The sequence below is a fragment of the Flavobacterium olei genome, assembly GCF_039749035.1.
GTDB lineage: Bacteria > Bacteroidota > Bacteroidia > Flavobacteriales > Flavobacteriaceae > Flavobacterium > Flavobacterium olei.
Map to the genome: position 1 here is coordinate 543,276 of NZ_JBDKWC010000001.1, position 17,920 is coordinate 561,195.

Annotated in this window: 22 protein-coding genes; 11 read left to right on the forward strand and 11 right to left on the reverse strand. The window is 33.1% G+C overall.

All coding sequences use genetic code 11. The features are described from left to right. Nucleotides 1–189 precede the first annotated feature (189 nt). A complete protein-coding gene (locus tag ABEB31_RS02275; RefSeq protein WP_347049722.1) occupies nt 190–1,281 on the forward strand; it encodes a glycoside hydrolase family 18 protein in 1,092 nt (363 codons plus the stop codon). 60 nt (nt 1,282–1,341) lie between these two features. Here ABEB31_RS02275 and ABEB31_RS02280 read toward each other — a convergent pair whose 3' ends face one another. The 3 genes from ABEB31_RS02280 to ABEB31_RS02290 form a co-directional block, all read right to left on the reverse strand. Continuing rightward, nucleotides 1,342–1,827 (reverse strand): hypothetical protein, encoded by a 486-nt coding sequence (locus ABEB31_RS02280; RefSeq protein WP_347049723.1) that lies wholly within the window; start codon nt 1,825–1,827, stop codon nt 1,342–1,344. Between the two features lie 75 nt (nt 1,828–1,902). After that, complete coding sequence (locus tag ABEB31_RS02285; protein WP_347049724.1) at nt 1,903–2,823, reverse strand: transporter; 921 nt, start codon at nt 2,821–2,823, stop codon at nt 1,903–1,905. 39 nt (nt 2,824–2,862) lie between these two features. After that, nucleotides 2,863–3,381 (reverse strand): DUF4251 domain-containing protein, encoded by a 519-nt coding sequence (locus ABEB31_RS02290; protein WP_347049725.1) that lies wholly within the window; start codon nt 3,379–3,381, stop codon nt 2,863–2,865. Between the two features lie 357 nt (nt 3,382–3,738). Between ABEB31_RS02290 and ABEB31_RS02295 the strand changes: the two genes are divergently transcribed. Beyond that, entirely contained in the window at nt 3,739–4,266 is a 528-nt protein-coding gene (locus ABEB31_RS02295; protein ID WP_347049726.1) for a superoxide dismutase family protein, read from the forward strand. 107 nt (nt 4,267–4,373) lie between these two features. Beyond that, nucleotides 4,374–5,576 carry an LETM1-related biofilm-associated protein gene (locus ABEB31_RS02300; protein WP_347049727.1) on the forward strand — a complete coding sequence of 401 codons (1,203 nt, stop codon included), beginning with the start codon at nt 4,374–4,376 and terminating at the stop codon, nt 5,574–5,576. A 41-nt stretch (nt 5,577–5,617) separates the two neighbouring features. Here ABEB31_RS02300 and can read toward each other — a convergent pair whose 3' ends face one another. The 4 genes from can to ABEB31_RS02320 form a co-directional block, all read right to left on the reverse strand. Further along, complete coding sequence (can, locus tag ABEB31_RS02305; protein WP_057120879.1) at nt 5,618–6,253, reverse strand: carbonate dehydratase; 636 nt, start codon at nt 6,251–6,253, stop codon at nt 5,618–5,620. Nucleotides 6,254–6,369: 116 nt separating this feature from the next. Beyond that, a complete protein-coding gene (locus ABEB31_RS02310; RefSeq protein ID WP_347049728.1) occupies nt 6,370–8,013 on the reverse strand; it encodes a SulP family inorganic anion transporter in 1,644 nt (547 codons plus the stop codon). A gap of 82 nt (nt 8,014–8,095) precedes the next feature. Next, nucleotides 8,096–8,401 carry a hypothetical protein gene (locus tag ABEB31_RS02315; RefSeq protein WP_347049729.1) on the reverse strand — a complete coding sequence of 102 codons (306 nt, stop codon included), beginning with the start codon at nt 8,399–8,401 and terminating at the stop codon, nt 8,096–8,098. A 98-nt stretch (nt 8,402–8,499) separates the two neighbouring features. Then, nucleotides 8,500–8,979 (reverse strand): Dps family protein, encoded by a 480-nt coding sequence (locus ABEB31_RS02320; RefSeq protein WP_347049730.1) that lies wholly within the window; start codon nt 8,977–8,979, stop codon nt 8,500–8,502. A 107-nt stretch (nt 8,980–9,086) separates the two neighbouring features. Here ABEB31_RS02320 and ABEB31_RS02325 point away from each other — a divergent pair, with 107 nt between their 5' ends. Further along, entirely contained in the window at nt 9,087–10,031 is a 945-nt protein-coding gene (locus ABEB31_RS02325; protein WP_347049731.1) for a LysR substrate-binding domain-containing protein, read from the forward strand. A gap of 33 nt (nt 10,032–10,064) precedes the next feature. Here ABEB31_RS02325 and ABEB31_RS02330 read toward each other — a convergent pair whose 3' ends face one another. Both ABEB31_RS02330 and mnmC2 read right to left on the reverse strand, forming a co-directional pair. Then, the gene (locus ABEB31_RS02330) at nt 10,065–10,262 is read right to left on the reverse strand and encodes a hypothetical protein (RefSeq protein ID WP_347049732.1); all 198 of its coding nucleotides are present in this window, start codon (nt 10,260–10,262) and stop codon (nt 10,065–10,067) included. A gap of 166 nt (nt 10,263–10,428) precedes the next feature. Beyond that, the gene (gene mnmC2 / locus ABEB31_RS02335; protein ID WP_347049733.1) at nt 10,429–11,091 is read right to left on the reverse strand and encodes a tRNA (5-methylaminomethyl-2-thiouridine)(34)-methyltransferase MnmC2; all 663 of its coding nucleotides are present in this window, start codon (nt 11,089–11,091) and stop codon (nt 10,429–10,431) included. Nucleotides 11,092–11,386: 295 nt separating this feature from the next. Between mnmC2 and ABEB31_RS02340 the strand changes: the two genes are divergently transcribed. Then, on the forward strand, nt 11,387–12,457 hold the full coding sequence (locus tag ABEB31_RS02340; protein ID WP_347049734.1) for a branched-chain amino acid aminotransferase: 1,071 nt from the start codon (nt 11,387–11,389) through the stop codon (nt 12,455–12,457). Nucleotides 12,458–12,559: 102 nt separating this feature from the next. Here the strand turns inward: ABEB31_RS02340 and ABEB31_RS02345 are convergent, their stop codons facing one another. Beyond that, complete coding sequence (locus tag ABEB31_RS02345) at nt 12,560–12,940, reverse strand: pyrophosphohydrolase domain-containing protein (RefSeq protein ID WP_347049735.1); 381 nt, start codon at nt 12,938–12,940, stop codon at nt 12,560–12,562. Between the two features lie 137 nt (nt 12,941–13,077). On the opposite strand from ABEB31_RS02345, the gene ABEB31_RS02350 reads away from it, so the two are divergent. The 5 genes from ABEB31_RS02350 (at nt 13,078) to ABEB31_RS02370 (ending at nt 16,148) form a co-directional block, all read left to right on the forward strand. Continuing rightward, nucleotides 13,078–13,266 (forward strand): hypothetical protein, encoded by a 189-nt coding sequence (locus ABEB31_RS02350; RefSeq protein WP_347050034.1) that lies wholly within the window; start codon nt 13,078–13,080, stop codon nt 13,264–13,266. A gap of 127 nt (nt 13,267–13,393) precedes the next feature. Continuing rightward, a complete protein-coding gene (locus ABEB31_RS02355) occupies nt 13,394–14,599 on the forward strand; it encodes an SRPBCC family protein (RefSeq protein WP_347049736.1) in 1,206 nt (401 codons plus the stop codon). A gap of 69 nt (nt 14,600–14,668) precedes the next feature. Beyond that, nucleotides 14,669–15,211: an RNA polymerase sigma factor gene (locus ABEB31_RS02360; RefSeq protein WP_347049737.1), complete on the forward strand. Its 543-nt coding sequence runs from the start codon at nt 14,669–14,671 to the stop codon at nt 15,209–15,211. A gap of 33 nt (nt 15,212–15,244) precedes the next feature. Next, nucleotides 15,245–15,664, forward strand: coding sequence for a hypothetical protein (locus tag ABEB31_RS02365; protein WP_347049738.1), 420 nt, complete (start codon nt 15,245–15,247; stop codon nt 15,662–15,664). Nucleotides 15,665–15,689: 25 nt separating this feature from the next. Then, the gene (locus ABEB31_RS02370; protein WP_347049739.1) at nt 15,690–16,148 is read left to right on the forward strand and encodes a sensor of ECF-type sigma factor; all 459 of its coding nucleotides are present in this window, start codon (nt 15,690–15,692) and stop codon (nt 16,146–16,148) included. A gap of 66 nt (nt 16,149–16,214) precedes the next feature. Here ABEB31_RS02370 and ABEB31_RS02375 read toward each other — a convergent pair whose 3' ends face one another. Continuing rightward, nucleotides 16,215–17,276, reverse strand: a complete 1,062-nt coding sequence (locus ABEB31_RS02375) for a VPS10 domain-containing protein (protein WP_347049740.1) — start codon at nt 17,274–17,276, stop codon at nt 16,215–16,217. 119 nt (nt 17,277–17,395) lie between these two features. Here ABEB31_RS02375 and ABEB31_RS02380 point away from each other — a divergent pair, with 119 nt between their 5' ends. Continuing rightward, nucleotides 17,396–17,866, forward strand: coding sequence for a hypothetical protein (locus tag ABEB31_RS02380; protein WP_347049741.1), 471 nt, complete (start codon nt 17,396–17,398; stop codon nt 17,864–17,866). Nucleotides 17,867–17,920 lie beyond the last annotated feature (54 nt).

A 17,920-nucleotide genomic window follows, 5' to 3' on the forward strand; every position in this document is an offset into this window, starting at 1 on the left:
TATATTTCAGACTAATTAAATCCTCATTATCAATTACTTAGTAAATTTATGCAAAATTATTAATATTATTAACAAATATTTACTTCTCAATTTTTACTCTTTTATAAACAATATAAATTTGCTATTAAATTAAAAAGAGATTACGCAGTAAATGTTATATATTTAGGGCTCTAAAAACTAAGACACACAATGAAACAAATTATTTTATCTGCATTACTTTTACTGTTTGGTATGGGTATTACATTTTCTCAAAAAAACAAAAAACCGGACATCATTGCCTATTATACCGGAGATTCTAAACTTATAGATGAATATGAGATTAACAAATTAGATCAGATTATATTTAGTTTTTGCCATTTGAAAGATGGAAAACTAAGTGTTGATTCGGCTAAAGATTCAATTACTATAAAACATTTAGTAAGTCTGAAAGCTAAAAATCCACGGCTTAAAATTGTATTATCGCTTGGTGGCTGGGGCGGATGCGAGCCTTGTTCTCAGGCATTTTCTACGGCAGAAGGAAGAGTAAAATTTGCTAAATCTGTAAAAGAAGTCAGTGACTACTTTAAGGTAGACGGTTTAGATTTAGATTGGGAATATCCGGCAATTGAAGGTCTTCCCGGACATTTATTTCAGCCCGCAGACAAATCGAATTTTACAGAATTATTAAAGAGTTTACGATCAACCTTAGGCAAAAAATATGAACTGAGTTTTGCGGCCGGAGGTTTTCAAAAATATTTGGATGAATCTATAGATTGGAATGCCGTTACACCGCTGGTAAACCGTATAAATATTATGAGCTATGACTTGGTAAACGGATATTCTCAGGTTACAGGTCATCATACCCCTTTGTATAGCACTACCCCAAATGAAGAATCGACAAACCGTGCAGTTGAATTTTTGCTGAAACAAGGAGTTCCTGCAGAAAAATTAATCATTGGAGGTGCTTTTTATACCCGAACATGGATCAACGTTGAAAACATCAATAATGGTCTTTATCAGGCAGGTAAACATGTTGAAGGTGTTAATTTTAAAGATTATGCCAAAACCTATACAGAGGCAAATGGATGGAAGTATTTTTGGGATGATAAAGCCAAAGCACCATATTGGTACAACGCGAAAACAAAAAGTTTTGCAACCTCTGACGATATCAGATCTATCAAGGAAAAAACAGAATATGTAAAGTCAAAAAAACTAGGAGGAATTATGTTTTGGGAACTTACTTTGGATAGTACAAGAAACGGAATGGTAAACGCTATCTATGAAGTTAAAACTGCCAAATAAAAAATATAAAAAAACGGAAGTTATTTAAAATAGCTTCCGTTTTTATTTAGTAAATTATTTTTACATTACTTTGGACTTATCGAGTTCTCCAATAAAAGGAATTGATTCCAGAATCTCACTTCGAATAATCGTCTGCAAATAAACCTCTAACTGAATAAATTTAGCTGCATTTATAGCGCCTATTGCTTTTTTTGCCTGATTGTAAGTCTTCGAGTAAAGTTTCTCATACGCCATGTGATTTTTTAATGTGCCTTTTGCCAGTTCATCTGCTTTGGCATCTGTAAGTGTTTCGTAGTTTGCAGCGTAATCGTTAATTAGTTGAAATTTTGATTGACCGAGTGCCTTTCTTTCTGCTTCATAACTATCGTATACTTTAGAGAATGCAGCTGTCTGGACATCAGACAAGTTCATATATTGTTTGACAACATCTGCCTTAGATTTGCCATAAATACGCTGCACCACTTCAAGGTCTTCTTTATAAGAAGATTGCCCGTAACCAGAAAAAACAGTAATTGAAATCACGAAAACAAGAAGTAATTTTTTCATAATCTTAAATTTTTAATAGGGTTTATAATTGGTTTGCATTTTCTATAATTTTTAAATCCTGGGATTAAGATTTAACTAAAAAAAAGAATACTGATAAGATGCTGTCAACGCATAATAATTTAAGCCATTGTTTGTGTATGCGCCAATATGGTATTGAAATCTAAGCGACTGCCCTTTTGCAATTGGTGTAGAAAAGGTTGCTCCTACCCGCCAGTTGTCTATCGCACTATCATCGGCAATGCCATCTGTTATAGTCTCACCACCAAAAAACCAATTGGTGTTAAGACCAAACCACATATTATTTTTAAAATAATAATTACCATGCATTTGCAGGCTATAGGTTTGCTTCTGCTCTAATTTTTTACCCATAAAATTTTTATTATCGGTATAAAACCAAATGCCGCCATACATTTCTGCGTAGAAGTGTGCAAAACGATGCGAAACTCCGATCTCGGGTTTAAAAGCCCAGCGATTATTTCCTATATTGATTCTTTTGTCGTCATAATATTTTCCTGTCGGAATAGAAGTAACCAGACTTACTCCTAATATCGTTTTTTGTTCAAAACTGATAAAATCTTTTCGCGCAAGTGCTGGCGAACCGAGTAAATTAATTCCAAAACGAATTTTCATGTCTGCAAAACCCTGTCTGGAACCTTCAAGTACAGAACCATCGTTTATAGTTGCTGCCCCATCCATAAAAGCATAAGGAATTACTATTTGAATACGGGCTAATTTATCTGCTATAGCAAAAGTCCTGATATAACTTCCTACCAAATTATGACTCTGAATTTTGAAATCCTTAATAGGCAATGATGGCTCTGTCAACACATTTCCATCTATAAAACCATAACCGGCAGCAATAACATTTAAGTCTTTGGGTACGTTTGCATACACACGCGGTTCCAGATCCTGACTATGAATGGTGAAAATCTTGAAAAGGAAAAACAGAAAAAAAGGACACTTCTTATTTCTTAACCAAAAAATCTTTTTTACCATACGAAAGAAGAGTTTGGAACCAATTAAAAAAAATAGTTTTTATTTATTTTCTGCAGGTTTGGGAGCACTAATTATTCCATCATAACTAATTGGCCCTCTACTGTTGCTATTTACCGAAAGTGTTGCACTACCGTTATAAAATATTCTGAACATTAAGTCATAAGAATCATTGATACCCTTTACAGTTGCCCTTACATTGATATTTTTAGATTTATTTTCGATTTTAACATTCTGTGGTTTACCTTCAAATTTTATTCCGCCATCTCCGTTGTAAGGAACATTATACGCACGTCCAAAAAATGGAATATCACAGGTTGTTTTATCAGCATTAAATTTTAAGAAATACGTATTATAATCCAGATGAATTAATCTTCCGCCCTGCGGTGTTGCTTTTTGTGCCTCAAAAATAAAATTTTGAGAAGCTACAAGTTCCTGAATTTCTTTTTGCTTTTGCAGTTCTTTTTCCTGTTTAAGTTCTTTCTTCGTTTTTTCCTGCGCCAACAATGAAAAGTTAGAAATACTTAAAAATGTCAGCATACAAAGTACTATTGTTTTCATAATATTATTTTTTAGTAAAACTGATCATGGCAATATCACCAGAGAGAAAATTTTATGTTTTCCTCCACCTGTAATGTTTTATCACGTAATTTTTTGTAGTGCAGTCAAGTTAATGCAAATTAAGGTAAGAATATGTTCCGTCATATCATTAATCATTAATTTTGAATTAGTTAGATAAATGTAATTTCAGAAATTTTTCGTTAAAACCTTTACGAATTTAAGCAATATTTTTCTATTTTTAACTCAATCAAAATTAAATTACCGATAATAGTTTGACTTTTTTTTAACTTTTAGAGTTAATCCAAGTCGTTATTTTATGTTAAATTTACTTAATAATTAATTAAAAAGCCTTGAAACATGAAAAAGATAATCGCTTCTTTCGCCATAATTACTGCCTTAATTATTGGCTGTAAGACCAGTACAAAATCTAATGATGCCAAAACTCTGACTGTTGCCCTGGAGCCAAAAAGCAATAGCACAGTTACCGGAACTGCTACTTTTACCGAAAAAAATGATAAAGTAACATTTACAGCAAAAATGACTGGTTTAACACCAGGGGTTCATGCAATTCATATTCATGAAAAAGCAGATTGCAGCGCGGCAGACGGAAGTTCTGCAGGCGGACACTGGAATCCGACTTTTAAGAAACATGGAAAATGGGGAGTTGGAGAATATCATAAAGGAGATATTGGAAACTTTACTGCCGATGCAAAAGGTAACGGATCGATCACTTTAACAACAGATGAATGGTGTATTGGATGTGGAGACACTAATAAAGATATCTTAGGAAAAGGTTTAATTGTACATCAGGGAACAGATGATTTTACAACCCAGCCAACGGGAAATGCAGGAGGACGAGCTGCCTGTGCCGGAATCATCAAATAACTATATCGTAATAACCACTATTTTAACAAAATCTAGTGGTTATTTCATTTTAAAATGAATTCTAAAACCAGAAAAAGACATAGCTTTGCAACAGCAAAATTAAGTCCATGATTAATCCATCAGCACACGGCTGGATCGATAAGTTTTTTAGTGAACAGAAGTTTTCAGAAGCAATTCCTTTTGAAACTGTAGACTCGTTTTACTATAAAGTAAGAGAAACAGGATTTATCTACGGTCATATTATTGCTATAGATTCGCCAGTTCCAATTCAGATTAAAGGATGGTTTAAAACCGAAATTTCTAAGGTAGCACTTTTAAATACCCTCTATCATGTTTTTTGTTTAGAGAAAAAAAATTCGGAACCTAAAAATTTTATTTCAGAAGTTTTAAAGTTTTATAAAGAGATGAATCCGGAGGGATTTAATTTGTTTAAAATTTTATTGCCAAAAGATACACCTTCTCATTCCCTCGAAAATATAATAGATCAAAGAGTTCAGACCAATGACAGCATCATAAGTAAAAACTTTTCGCATTTGGTAACCAATGCATTGTTATTTATTGATGTTTTGGCTTTTAGACAATATCTGGAACATGGACATATTCCAGAAAAATATTTAAAACGCATTGAAGAAACTGTTTTAGGAATTGTTGGTTTGGCACTGAAAACAAAAACAGTAAAATCACAGCATGATGATTTATTGATCAAACTTTTTGAAGCTTCCATACGTTATTCTAAATTTTCAAAGGTTACTATTGAAACTTTAGAAACTTTACAACTCGATTATTTCAAAAATAAATTGGAACATTATTATTTAATCGACATGGCCGGAATGGCTTTGTGGAGTGATGGTATTGTAGAAAATGAAGAATCTTATTTTCTTTATTCATTAGGTTCCATGATGGGCGCCGGAGATGCGTTTGTTACAAAAAGTATAGACACCACCCACGATTTTATTACAACACACAAAAAGAAGATTCCATACTTTAATTATTCTAATCCGGTTAAGCATTTCTATGATCAAATGACGCATAGCGTTGTTAAACTGATTATAAGAAATAAGAACCGATTAATTAAGGAAATTGTCCAGAGCAAGGAATTAATGGTTTTACTGGCTTATTCTACCACAAGAGATCTGGATGCGAAGGAAAAAAAGAAAGTCAAAAAACAACTTTTGGATATTTGTAAGACCATTCCATCCCTGACTATATTTTTATTGCCAGGAGGAAGCTTACTACTTCCTATCTTAATTAAGTTTATACCCACAATGCTACCGTCTGCTTTTAATGAAAACTTAGACGAAAACGAATAAAAAAAAATCGCCTTTCAAAGGCGATTTTTTTTATTTACTTATTAAAATTTCAACTGATACACTTCATCCAGTTCTTCATTCGAAGCAATATTTACATTTAAGTCGGTAACAAATCCCGAATTTAAACCGTAAACCCATCCGTGAAGCATTAAATCCTGACCATTTTTCCATGCATTCTGAACAATAGAAGTTTTAGCCAGATTGTAAACCTGTTCTTTGGCATTGATTTCTACAAAAGCATTAAAACGCTCCGTTTCATCTTCAATAGAATTTAAATATTTATCATGTAAACGATATTCATCTTTAATATGACGAATCCAGTTATCAATAATTCCAACAGACTGATTTCCCATTGCAGCTTTTACCCCACCGCAGCCATAATGTCCGCAAACAATTACGTGTTTGATTTTTAGTACATTTACAGCATAATCCAAAACACTCAGCATATTCATATCAGAATGCACGACCATATTTGCGATATTACGATGAACGAAAACTTCGCCTGGTTTTGCCCCCACAATCTCGTTAGCAGGAACGCGGCTGTCAGAACATCCAATCCATAATAAAGGAGGCGACTGGCCTTTTGCCAGATCAGCGAAATAATTAGGGTCTAACGCCAATGAATTTTCTACCCACTTTTTATTGTTTTCTAATAACTGCTCATAAAATTTTCTCATTTCTTTATTTTTTTTGTGGTAATTTATAAGTTATAAACTTATCAAAAAAGGAACATGATGTAAAGTTACCTAAATTTTGACATTTCATCTTCTTCAAAAACACCAAAATTTATTTATTATTCTCTAACAACTTCTTTTTGAACAACTTCTCTTTTTGCAACATCATAATAATGTTCAATTGTAACATGATTGTTATTCTCAGGCGTATTTTCCAATTCGTATGCTTTTTTAAAGCCTTTCAGCTTTACTTTTATATTTTCATCAACAGCACGGGTTTCTTTAAATTCACGAATCAAATCCAGGACATCATGCGCGATATACTCTGTATCATGAGCGTTGATTATTACTTTTGAATTTTCCGGAATTTCGCTCAGAGTCTGTTTAATTGCCGCTTTGTTCAGGAACGAAACTTCCTGTGCTAAATCGATATGAATGATATCACCATCTTCGTATTCCTCTTTCTTAAAGATATACGCTCTTTTCAGGTTTCCTCTCAGAACAAAAATAATACTGATCACAATACCCAACGCAACACCTTTTAGCAAATCTGTCGCAACGACAAAGACCAAAGTTGCAATAAAAGGAACAAACTGGTATTTTCCCTTTTTCCAGAAATGCATAAAAGTTGCTGGTTTTGCTAATTTATATCCAACCAAAATTAAAACTGTCGCCAATGTTGCCAATGGAATCTTGTTTAGAATTGTTGGAATAGACAATACACTTATCAGTAAAAGCACTCCGTGAATAATAGCAGACATTTTGGATTTTGCACCAGCGTTATTATTCGCAGAGGTTCTCACTACTACCGAGGTCATAGGCAGTCCGCCCAAAAGAGAGCTTAATATATTCCCGAAACCCTGCGCTCTAAGTTCTACATTGGTGTTGGTATATCTTTTTTGGACATCCATTCTGTCTGAAGCTTCAATACATAAAAGTGTTTCAATAGAAGCAACAATGGCAATTGTAACACCAACTACCCAAACCTGCGGATTTGAAACAGCAGCAAAATTTGGTGTAATTATAATGGATTTAAATTCATCAAAAGATTTTGGAACTGGCAAAGAAACCAAATGTTCTTTTGCAATTGCCAACGCGCTTCCTGTAGATATAAATATTTCGTTTAAAATTACCCCGGCCATTACAGCTACCAAAGCTCCCGGAACTAATTTTATCCTTTTAAGAAAAGAAACTTTATCCCAGGCCAGAAGGATTGTTAACGAAACTGCAGAAATAACGACGGCCCCGGGAGTAATATGATTTAAAATATCAAATAAAAACGAAAAAGTATTGCGTCCGTCATTTTGTATAAATGCCTGATCTCCTTCAAAATCTGCATCATAGCCAAAAGCATGTGGAATTTGTTTTAAAATGATAATGATACCAATACCCGCCAGCATTCCTTCAATTACATTTGTTGGAAAATAGTTTGATATACTTCCGGCTTTTAAAAATCCTAATGTTAATTGAATTACTCCTGCAATAAAAACAGACATTAAAAACACATCAAAAGCTCCAAAATCGGTAATAGCTGTTAAAATAATGGCTGTTAAACCAGCAGCCGGACCTGATACACTAATGTGTGACTGGCTCAGATATCCTACCACGATACCACCCACAACACCGGCAATAATTCCGGAAAATAACGGTGCTCCCGAAGCCATTGCAATACCTAAACACAATGGAAGAGCCACCAAGAAAACCACTAAACCTGATGCAAAATCAGATTTAAGGTTGGCAAAAAGATTGATTTTTTTTGTCATAATACAATACTAAAAAAATTATTCATTAAAGATTTGCCCCATCTCTTCTGAGATGCGGTTAAGATTAAGATAATCGGAAGTATTATACTAAATTAGGTGGGGGAGCGAATATGCTCGGAGAGATATTATCAAGTTTGACAATATTTTCAGAAATGATTGTTTTTTTCTCGATGTAAACCGGTAATAAAACCTCGTGTTCTAAAATAGAAGGATGCACTACATTTTTAAGTTCTTTGTGTACCTCTTCTTCTGTAATACTAAAAGATACAGCCGCACTGTTACCTTTCTTTAACGCCTGAACAATAGTTGGGGTCGATAAGAAGGCAATAAATATGAATAATAATATGCGTGCAATAAATTTCATCAAGGCAAAAATAGCGTTAAACAAATAAAATCAAAGAGATTTTTATAGAAATTTAACAATAATAATAAAGCAGAATGCAATTTTAATCACATTCTGCTTCTAAATATTTAAAGAACAACAATTTAAAGTGTTTCTTCTAACCAGGCATTCATCATCCAGATCGTTTTTTCCTGCTCTGCAATGAAGTCACTCATCATAGAATTGGTTCCTTCATCATTTATTTCGGCCGATTTGTTTAATATTTCTCTTTCGATTTTTAATAAATCAGATAGCGAATGAACGATTAACTGAACGGCTTTTTCGTCATTAGAAATATTTTTCCCAACAGCCAGTTTGTTGTTTTGAATATAATCTTCAAATGTATGTAAAGGAGTCCCTCCTATTGTCAGCACTCTTTCCGCTATCATATCTATCTTAAGTTGTGCATCTGTATATAATTCTTCAAATTTGACGTGTAAGTCAAAAAAGCGCTTTCCGCGGATGTTCCAGTGAATTCCTCTTAGATTTTGGTAATATACCTGAAAGTTCGATAATAAAACATTTAATTCCTTTACTAATAATTCTGATTCTTCTACAGGTAATCCTAAAATATTTGTCTTCATACTATTATTTTTTACTCTAATTTACTACAAAATTAAAGCAACTTCACCAGAAATTGTATAATAAAAAATTATATTTCCCTATTTTTGCATCACAAAATACTATCAAAATGACGATAACTCAATTACAATATGTTCTCGCAGTTGCAGAACACAAAAATTTTACTCTTGCAGCCGAAAAATGTTTTGTTACCCAGCCTACTTTAAGTATGCAGATTCAAAAAATAGAGGAAGAATTAAATATCTTAATTTTCGACCGTAGCAAGAAACCCATTCAGCTTACAGACATTGGACAAAAAATAGTCAACCAGGCCAAAAACATCGTTAACGAAGCCGACCGTATTAAGGATATTGTGGAGCAGCAAAAAGGTTTTATTGGTGGTGAATTCCGTTTAGGAATTATTCCGACCATTATGCCTACTTTGCTTCCTATGTTTCTAAATAATTTTATAAAGAAATATCCAAAAGTAAAATTGCTAATTGAAGAATTGAATACTGAGGAAATCATCCTCAAATTAAAGAACGGTCACCTGGACGCTGCTATTGCCGCAACACCTCTAGAAGATGAAAAAATAAAGGAAATCGTTTTGTATTTTGAGCCGTTTGTAGCTTATATTCCGGAGCATCATGCCAGTTTTGAAAAACAGGAAATTGAAGTTTCTGATTTAAATCTAAATGAAATTCTGTTGCTTCAGGACGGGCATTGTTTTAGGGACGGAATTTTAAATTTGTGTAAAAATGTTTCAGACACCGACCAGAATAATTTCCAGATTCAAAGCGGCAGTTTTGAAACCCTGATCAAATTAGCAGATGAAGGTCTAGGCACGACATTACTTCCGTACCTGCACACATTAGATTTAAAAGAATCAGACAAACTGAAACTCCGAAACTTTAAAGAACCTAAACCCGCTCGCGAAGTAAGTTTGATTTATCCAAAAAGCGAATTAAAAATGCAGATTATCGATGCACTTCGATCTACAATTGCCGGCGTTGTAAAAGGCGCAATTGTTTTTCAAAATGTTCAGATCATTAGTCCGCTACAAAAGAAAGCATAAAAAAAGGAGCCAAATGGCTCCTTTTTTATTACACTATACTTTAATTAGTTGTAGACTTTGTTTTAATTCTGGTTTTTCAATTATAAAATTCATCAACCACTCTTGTAATTGCTCCATCTCATAAGGAAGCAATGTTTTGATAGCTTTTTCTAGCTCTTTGCAGAAAAGTACCGGATCGAAACTTACTCTTTCAAGTATTGATTTCGTGTAATCAAACATCATTTTTGACATAATAAAATTAGATTTTCGGGGGTTATCTATATTTTTAAACTCGCACCAAAAGTAAACAAATTACCCACATAAAGTCTATTTTTAACTTATTTTTTTATAAACTTTAGCAGCGAATACGTTTTCTTAAAACAAATAAATCAATATAGAATTGTTCTAAATAACTCATTTAAACCTTTTTAAAGGCTCTAAACATTTCTCTTTTTCCCGGTGGTCCAGCCAATTTTTCTACGGTAAACCCAACTTCGATCATGCTTCTTTTAACAACTCCGCGGGCTGCATAAGTTACAAGAACTCCATTTGGTTTTAAACTATCGTACATTTTCTTAAATATTTCAGTACTCCAAAGCTCCGGCTGAACTCTGTATCCGAAGGCATCAAAATAAATCAAATCAAAAATTTCTAAATCGTTTATTTCGTGAAAAAATTGTTTTCTTTTGGTTAACGAGAAGCGATCACAAATTTCTACTTTTTCATTCCAGTTTGATTTATGCATTTTCGCGAAAATGTTTTCAAATTCCAATGCATTCAGCTCTTCCGCATAATTCATCTCTAAAATCTCATCGGCATCCACGGGATAAGCTTCTACTCCAACATAATCAATAATTTGATTTTTACGAACAGATTCGAGATACGTTATAAAAGCATTCAGACCTGTACCAAACCCGATTTCCAAAACACTAACCGGAGTATCAAATAAGGAAAGTCCGTTTTTAATAAATACATGTTTAGCCTCCTGAATGGCTCCATGTTTGGAGTGATAACATTCGTCCCATTCCGGCAAACGAATTGTGGTTGAGCCATCTAACGTTTTAATTATTTCTCTTTTCACATTTTAGAATTTTACAACAGCCAATTCCATATTTTAAAGCTGTTTTGGCATTCAAATTTAATCAAAACAAATGCGTAAAGCCTTAAAAAACCATACTTTTTTCATAAATTCTTTATAAAAATCAATCAAATAATTCAGTTTATTATAGGATAAATAAATCTCAATCAAAGACGGTAAATAATGAATTTTCGCTAAGCATTTTACATAATTTTACGTAATTTTGCATACAATAAAATATATTTTACACGGTATCAATAGTTTCGAACTGCATACCTCACAAAAAACTTACATAACTATGAGTACAACTCAAACAGGCAAAATTGAAATCATAAAAGCTACTTCTACTAAAATAAATGAAGTTGACTTTGACAACTTAAGTTTTGGTGCTGTATTTACAGACCATTTATTCGAATGCGATTTTAAAAACGGACAATGGCAAAATCCTGTCATTAAACCATACGCTCCAATTTTGATGGATCCATCTTCAAAAGTCTTTCACTACGGACAGGCTATTTTTGAAGGCATGAAAGCTTATAAAGATGACAATAACGATGTTTGGTTGTTCAGACCAGATGAAAACCACAAACGTTTTAATAATTCTGCAGTGAGAATGGCAATGCCTGAAATCCCGGAATCTATTTTTATGGATGGTTTAAATGAATTACTGAAACTAGACAAAGACTGGATTCAGAGAGGCGACGGAGCAAGTATGTACATTCGTCCTTTTATGATTGCTACCGGCCCCGGAGTTATAGCAAATCCTTCGGATGAATATAAATTTATGATTTTACTTTCTCCGGCAAAAGCCTATTATGGAGGTGAAGTAAAAGTTATTATTGCTGAACATTACAGCAGAGCTGCAAATGGCGGAATCGGAGCTGCAAAAGCGGCAGGAAATTACGCTGCTCAGTTTTACCCAACCAATCTGGCCAACAAAGAAGGGTTCCAGCAGGTTATCTGGACTGATGATGCTACGCACACCAAACTGGAAGAAGCAGGAACTATGAACGTTTTCTTCAGAATTAATGATACATTATTGACGGCGCCGACTAGCGAAAGAATTTTGGACGGTATTACCAGAAAAAGTCTGATTGAAATGGCTAAAAAAGAAGGTCTTAATGTAGAAGTTCGTCCGGTTATAGTTTCAGAATTAGTAGAAGCTGCTAAAAACGGATCTCTAAAAGAAATCTTTGGAGCGGGAACTGCTGCAGTTATCAGTGTAATTAAAGGTTTCTCATATCAGGACCAATATTACGAAATGACTCCAATCGAGAATTCGTATGCTTCTCTTTTAAAAGAAAAACTAACAAGTCTTCAAAACAAACTTTCTGAAGATACTTTTGGCTGGACCGTTAAAGTTCAATAATCCAAAAGTTAACAAAAATAGAAAACCCGATAAATTTAGTTTTATCGGGTTTTTATTTACCTATTTAAAACAAAATCAAGGCGTAGATTCTGAGTATGTTACTTAGAATAATTTCGAAAAATCAGGTTTAAAATAATTCGGGCCTTTCATTACTTTACCGTCTTCACGATATATTGGCTGTCCGTTTTCTCCTAATTTACTCATATTACTTCGTTGAATTTCATCAAAAACCGCTTCAATTTTATCCTGAAGTCCGTGTTCGATAATTGTTCCGCATAAAATATACATCATATCGCCAAGTGCATCGGCAATTTCGACTAAATCATTATTCTGAACCGCTTCATAATATTCTTCATTTTCTTCCTTCATTAAATTGTAACGAAGCAATTTCTTCTCTACTCCAACATCGGCAATTGGAGTTGCACTGTGGCCAATTTTAAAAGCGGTGTGAAATTCTGTTACGGCGTCGAGTTGTTTTTTCATATTATAATTTTCTTTTTTTTGCTAATGTAAGTCACTTTGAAATAAATTCGAAAATAAAATATATAATTTAATAATTGAAAAGCAATTTAGCATTAAATCATATTCAATTCTTTAAATTTGCTAAAAATTTTTATATCATGTTTAGCCAGGGACAAATACTATTTGGAGTATGTTTTTTTATTGCTTTTGTAATTATTATGATATTTGCATATCGAAAAGATTTAGCCTTACATAAAATCTTTTATAAAGGAAATTACAAAGTGCTTCTTGTATTTCTGCTTTTTATTGCCATTTTATTTTTAATTAAATTCTTCTTCAAGAGATAACCGATCTGAAAATAAAAACTAATTTTCAAATAAAATATCCGCTGTTATAAAATAAAACCTAATAATTACGGGTTATTATTGAGATGACAATAAAATTTTTAACTTTACCCAAATCAAAATATCTGCTATGAAAATTCTAAAATATTTATTCCTTTTTGCGTTACTAAGCTTTGTTGCCCTTACTGTTTTTATTGCAACTCAGAAGGGAGATTTTATTGTAGAAAGAAGTAAGGTTATCAATTCGCCACGTTCGACGGTGTATAATTATTTGAATGACTTTAGAAATTATGAAGATTTTGAATCGTGGTCTCTGGAAGATCCTTCTATAAAAATGACTTACGCTAATAAAACAAGCGGAAATGGCGCTTCATTTTATTGGGATGGTGCTGACGGAAAAGGAAATGCTATAATTCTTAAAACAAAAGAGGGCGAAAGTATCGACCAAAAAATACAATATGATGGTACAGATGCCGATGTGACCTGGACTTTAAAAGATACCTTAAACGGAAAAACAAAAGTTACCTGGAAAGGAAAAGGAACGATGAGTTTTCTTTTTAAAATCTATAGCTCATTACATGGAGGTTCTGACAGAGTTATAGGAACTATTTACGAAAAAAGTTTAGCTAATATTGATAAAAATCTGGATTACGAAACTAAAACATACGCTGTTAAAGTAGACGGACCTGTTAAAAAAACAGAAACCCCTTATATTCGCCAGACTTTTACAAGTGAAATTGCCAAAGTAAATAAAAATGCACGAATTGTAATTCCGAAACTAATTCACTTTAGTGAAACCAATGGACTGGCGGCAAACGGAAAACCATTTATTATTTACCATACTTATGATACAAAATCTGGTTTAGCTAAAATTTCAATCTGTCTTCCTATCAATAAAGAAATTTCCATTAGTTCGGGAAGTGATATCCTTTCCGGAAAACTAAACGGATTTGACGCTGTAAAAACTACTCTTACAGGAGATTATTCTCACAGAAACGAAGCTATTGCAAAAACAACAGCTTATATTAATAATGAAAAAATTATACCGGACTTGAGCTGGTCGCATCTTGAGATCTGGACTCTTAGCAAAATGGACGTAAAAGGTTCTTCTAAATTGGTAACCGAAATTTATTTCCCGGTAAAACCGAGAGTAATTCCAACGGTTACAGAACCGGTTTATGGTTTGGAAACAACAGTTCCCCAATCTGAAGAGCAAACGCAAACCCAAGCTCCAAAACCAACACAAACAGAACCTGTAAAACGCAAACCGGCCACACCTGCAACGCCTGCTCCAACACAAACTCCTGCACAAGAAGAAGAACAGTCAGAATTTTAATTGAAACGGATTAAACCTTTTGTTTTTAATTCAGTCTAACTTCTAACAGAAGGTTACAAAACAAAAAGGTTGATAGACGAGAAAGATTTTATAAAACAATTATTAAATCCTGAGACGCAAAATATTGCGTTTCAAAAACTCTTGTCCGATTACCAGAAACCTTTGTATTCTCATATTCGAAACATTGTTTTGAATCATGATGATGCAGACGATGTTTTACAGAACACTTTTGTAAAAGTTTTTCAGCATCTTAAAAATTTTAAAGGAGAAAGCAAACTTTTTTCCTGGATGTACCGCATTGCTACAAATGAAGCTTTGACTTTTTTATCGCAGAAAGCAAAACTGAGAGGAATTTCATCTGAAGATCTTCAGAATAAAACTATAGATAATTTAAAAGCCGATCAGTATTTTGACGGAGATGAAATTCAAATCAAACTTCATAAAGCAATTGTAACACTGCCCGAAAAGCAGCAACTTGTTTTTAAGATGAAATATTTTGAAGAACTAAAATACGAAGAGATTGCAGATATTCTGGGCACTTCAGTAGGAGCGCTTAAAGCATCTTATCATCATGCAGTAAAAAAAATTGAATTATATGTTACATCCAATTAAACCTTTTGTAACTAAAACTGTCTTATAAGTATTATGAAAACATTTAAATTAGAAAACGAACCAAAAATAAAATCCGGGTTTAAAGCACCAGAGAATTATTTTGATGATTTTTCCGAAAAGGTTTTACAGCAATTAAACGAAAAAGATGTAAAAGTAATTCCGTTTTACAAAAATAAAAAATCACTTTCGCTGGCGGCCGCTGCGGTGATTGGTTTTGCTTTACTAATTCCGATCGTTAATAATTACAAAGCAACATCTAATGATCTTGACGAAGCTACATTAGAAACTTATTTATCTTATCAGTCCAATATAAGCCAGTACGATTTAATTCAGAAATTAGACGACAGTGATATTGAAAAACTAAATAAAAATGTTTCACTTGAAGATGAAACGCTGGAAGATATTTTAGCAACAAATCCGAATATTGAACATTTGATTTCGGAACAAAATTAAACTTAACCCACAACTTAGCTTAACAATGAAAATAAAAAACATTTTACCGTTATTGCTCTTTCTGATTAGTTTTTCATTTTTTGCACAAAATGGAAAAATGGATGAAAAACGTGAAAAAATTAAGGCTTTTAAAGTTTCTTTTTTAACGACAGAATTAGAATTAACTTCAACAGAAGCCGAAAAATTCTGGCCAATTTATAATGCGTATGACGATAAACAATTCGAATTAAGACATTATAAAATGAAAACTTATCTGAAGAAATTAAATGATGATAATATCAAAAACCTTTCAGAAAAAGAAGCTGTTACTCTATTATCTCAAATAGAAAGTACAGATAAGGAATTGTACCAGCTTCGTGAAAAATTCATGAACAATGTAAAGAAAGTACTTCCTGCAAAGAAAATATTAGTACTTAAAAAATCGGAAGACGATTTTAGCAGAAAATTGCTGCAGCAATACCGCGACAAAGCCAACAAAGATTAAACTTAACGATACAACAGCGATAGGAACCCTATATAATAATACTTACTTTATTATTTAGGGTTCTTATTATTTAAAACGAAGTCGGATTACTTTATTATGCCCCGCAGCTATTGCCGTATTTCGATTAACGAACCTAATGGTAAAAAGCGTCGAATCTGTAGATAACTGGGTCCAGTTTTCACCACCGTTTTGAGAATATTGCACGCCTTCAGATCCAACGCAGATGATTTCCCTTCCATTTCCGCCGGGAACATACTGCACGCATGATGCATAACCAAATCCCATGTTTTGCCCTATTAACTGCCAGGTTTTTCCACCATCGACAGTGAAAGCTTTATTGTCCTTTTTTTTATCCGGAAACTCGTAATCGCCTCCGGCAATAAATCCATGCTTTGAATCGTAGAAATCTGCTGTAAAGATTCCGGTCATTTCTTTTCCCTGTACAATTGGTGTATCAACAGTTTTCCACGTTTTACCTTTATCTGCAGAATAAAAAACACGGGCTTTTTTTCCTCCGGAAACCAGCCAGGTATCATTTCCTTTTATTACGATATTGGTATTACTTGCCGCAAAAGCTGCTTCGCCCTGAGAATTTGTTGGCAGTTTATCAGACAAAACCTTTGTCCAGGTTTCGCCGCCATCACGGGTAATAATAATTGAAAAGGTATCTTCGGTCGGGTCGCCAATTGCGATTCCTTCCTTATCATTCCAAAACTGCATACTGTCGTAAAAAACTTTCGGATTAATTTCCTTGTAGACAAGTTTGGTTTTCATTGTTTTTTTATCAACCTGATAAAGTAATGCGGGATTTGCAACACTTAAAAGAAAAACATTTTTTGATGTATGAGCAATACTTCTAAATTCCAAATTAAGAGTGTCACGGTAAATACGTTCTTCGTGCTTTTCCTTTTTATCAAGATCAAAACTTCCAAAACGTGAATTATCTGCTCCGTACCAAATTTTATTTTTATCAATTATAATAGCGCGGATACTAATTTTATCCCGAAACAACGTATCTATTTGTACTCCGGTAAAACCGCTAAAGAAACTTGCTTTATTCTCATTTGTTACAACTCTAAAAGAGACAAACACAAGAAACATGCAAAAAAACAGTAGTACTTTTTTCATATAAATAATATTTAGGGTTTTGCTAAAATACAATTATTTATAAAAATACAAATAGCTTTCTACAATAATTGTGGCACAGTGTTTGAAATATAATTAATATAATTTTAACAAGAAAAGTAATGAAATTAAAAATAATAATTATAGGAATAATTCTATTATCGTGTAATTTTCTCACTGCTCAAGGATTTGAAATTGAGGCTAAAAACGATTATATATCAGATAATTTAGATTTAAATGAAGTATTGAAGATTTACGAAGAATCTCAGAATTTACAGGACTTTGAAAGAAAATTAAACTTTCCAGTCTACACTATTTCAAATGTTGATATGGACAACGATGGCAGAGTTGATTATTTCAGAGTAATCGAACATAAAGAAAAAGGCATCAACACCATTTATATTCAATCTGTAATAGGCAGAAATAAATATGAGGATGTCGCGTACATCTATCCAATTTTGAATTCGGAACCCCAACAGAGACCGCAGCCTCAATTACAACAAGTTGACGCTTCTCAAACGTTTCAAAAAATAGGTTTCGTGGCTGCTATTTTTCTGAATGTACTCGATATTGTTTTATCCAACAGAAGATAATTATCAATCAGATCTTAACTTACAAAAGACAACCAAGAATAAGATAATTGATTT

Excerpts from the sequence above, each read along its gene's own strand:
- ABEB31_RS02290 (WP_347049725.1), bottom strand. The coding sequence starts at position 3,381 with ATGAAAACAATAGTACTTTGTATGCTGACATTTTTAAGTATTTCTAAC.
- can (WP_057120879.1), bottom strand. The coding sequence starts at position 6,253 with ATGAGAAAATTTTATGAGCAGTTATTAGAAAACAATAAAAAGTGGGTA.
- ABEB31_RS02350 (WP_347050034.1), top strand. The coding sequence starts at position 13,078 with ATGTTTAGCCAGGGACAAATACTATTTGGAGTATGTTTTTTTATTGCT.
- ABEB31_RS02340 (WP_347049734.1), top strand. The coding sequence starts at position 11,387 with ATGAGTACAACTCAAACAGGCAAAATTGAAATCATAAAAGCTACTTCT.
- ABEB31_RS02285 (WP_347049724.1), bottom strand. The coding sequence starts at position 2,823 with ATGGTAAAAAAGATTTTTTGGTTAAGAAATAAGAAGTGTCCTTTTTTT.
- ABEB31_RS02280 (WP_347049723.1), bottom strand. The coding sequence starts at position 1,827 with ATGAAAAAATTACTTCTTGTTTTCGTGATTTCAATTACTGTTTTTTCT.
- ABEB31_RS02320 (WP_347049730.1), bottom strand. The coding sequence starts at position 8,979 with ATGAAGACAAATATTTTAGGATTACCTGTAGAAGAATCAGAATTATTA.
- ABEB31_RS02295 (WP_347049726.1), top strand. The coding sequence starts at position 3,739 with ATGAAAAAGATAATCGCTTCTTTCGCCATAATTACTGCCTTAATTATT.
- ABEB31_RS02365 (WP_347049738.1), top strand. The coding sequence starts at position 15,245 with ATGAAAACATTTAAATTAGAAAACGAACCAAAAATAAAATCCGGGTTT.
- ABEB31_RS02375 (WP_347049740.1), bottom strand. The coding sequence starts at position 17,276 with ATGAAAAAAGTACTACTGTTTTTTTGCATGTTTCTTGTGTTTGTCTCT.
- ABEB31_RS02345 (WP_347049735.1), bottom strand. The coding sequence starts at position 12,940 with ATGAAAAAACAACTCGACGCCGTAACAGAATTTCACACCGCTTTTAAA.
- ABEB31_RS02310 (WP_347049728.1), bottom strand. The coding sequence starts at position 8,013 with ATGACAAAAAAAATCAATCTTTTTGCCAACCTTAAATCTGATTTTGCA.
- ABEB31_RS02275 (WP_347049722.1), top strand. The coding sequence starts at position 190 with ATGAAACAAATTATTTTATCTGCATTACTTTTACTGTTTGGTATGGGT.
- ABEB31_RS02330 (WP_347049732.1), bottom strand. The coding sequence starts at position 10,262 with ATGTCAAAAATGATGTTTGATTACACGAAATCAATACTTGAAAGAGTA.
- ABEB31_RS02300 (WP_347049727.1), top strand. The coding sequence starts at position 4,374 with ATGATTAATCCATCAGCACACGGCTGGATCGATAAGTTTTTTAGTGAA.
- ABEB31_RS02355 (WP_347049736.1), top strand. The coding sequence starts at position 13,394 with ATGAAAATTCTAAAATATTTATTCCTTTTTGCGTTACTAAGCTTTGTT.
- ABEB31_RS02325 (WP_347049731.1), top strand. The coding sequence starts at position 9,087 with ATGACGATAACTCAATTACAATATGTTCTCGCAGTTGCAGAACACAAA.
- ABEB31_RS02380 (WP_347049741.1), top strand. The coding sequence starts at position 17,396 with ATGAAATTAAAAATAATAATTATAGGAATAATTCTATTATCGTGTAAT.
- ABEB31_RS02370 (WP_347049739.1), top strand. The coding sequence starts at position 15,690 with ATGAAAATAAAAAACATTTTACCGTTATTGCTCTTTCTGATTAGTTTT.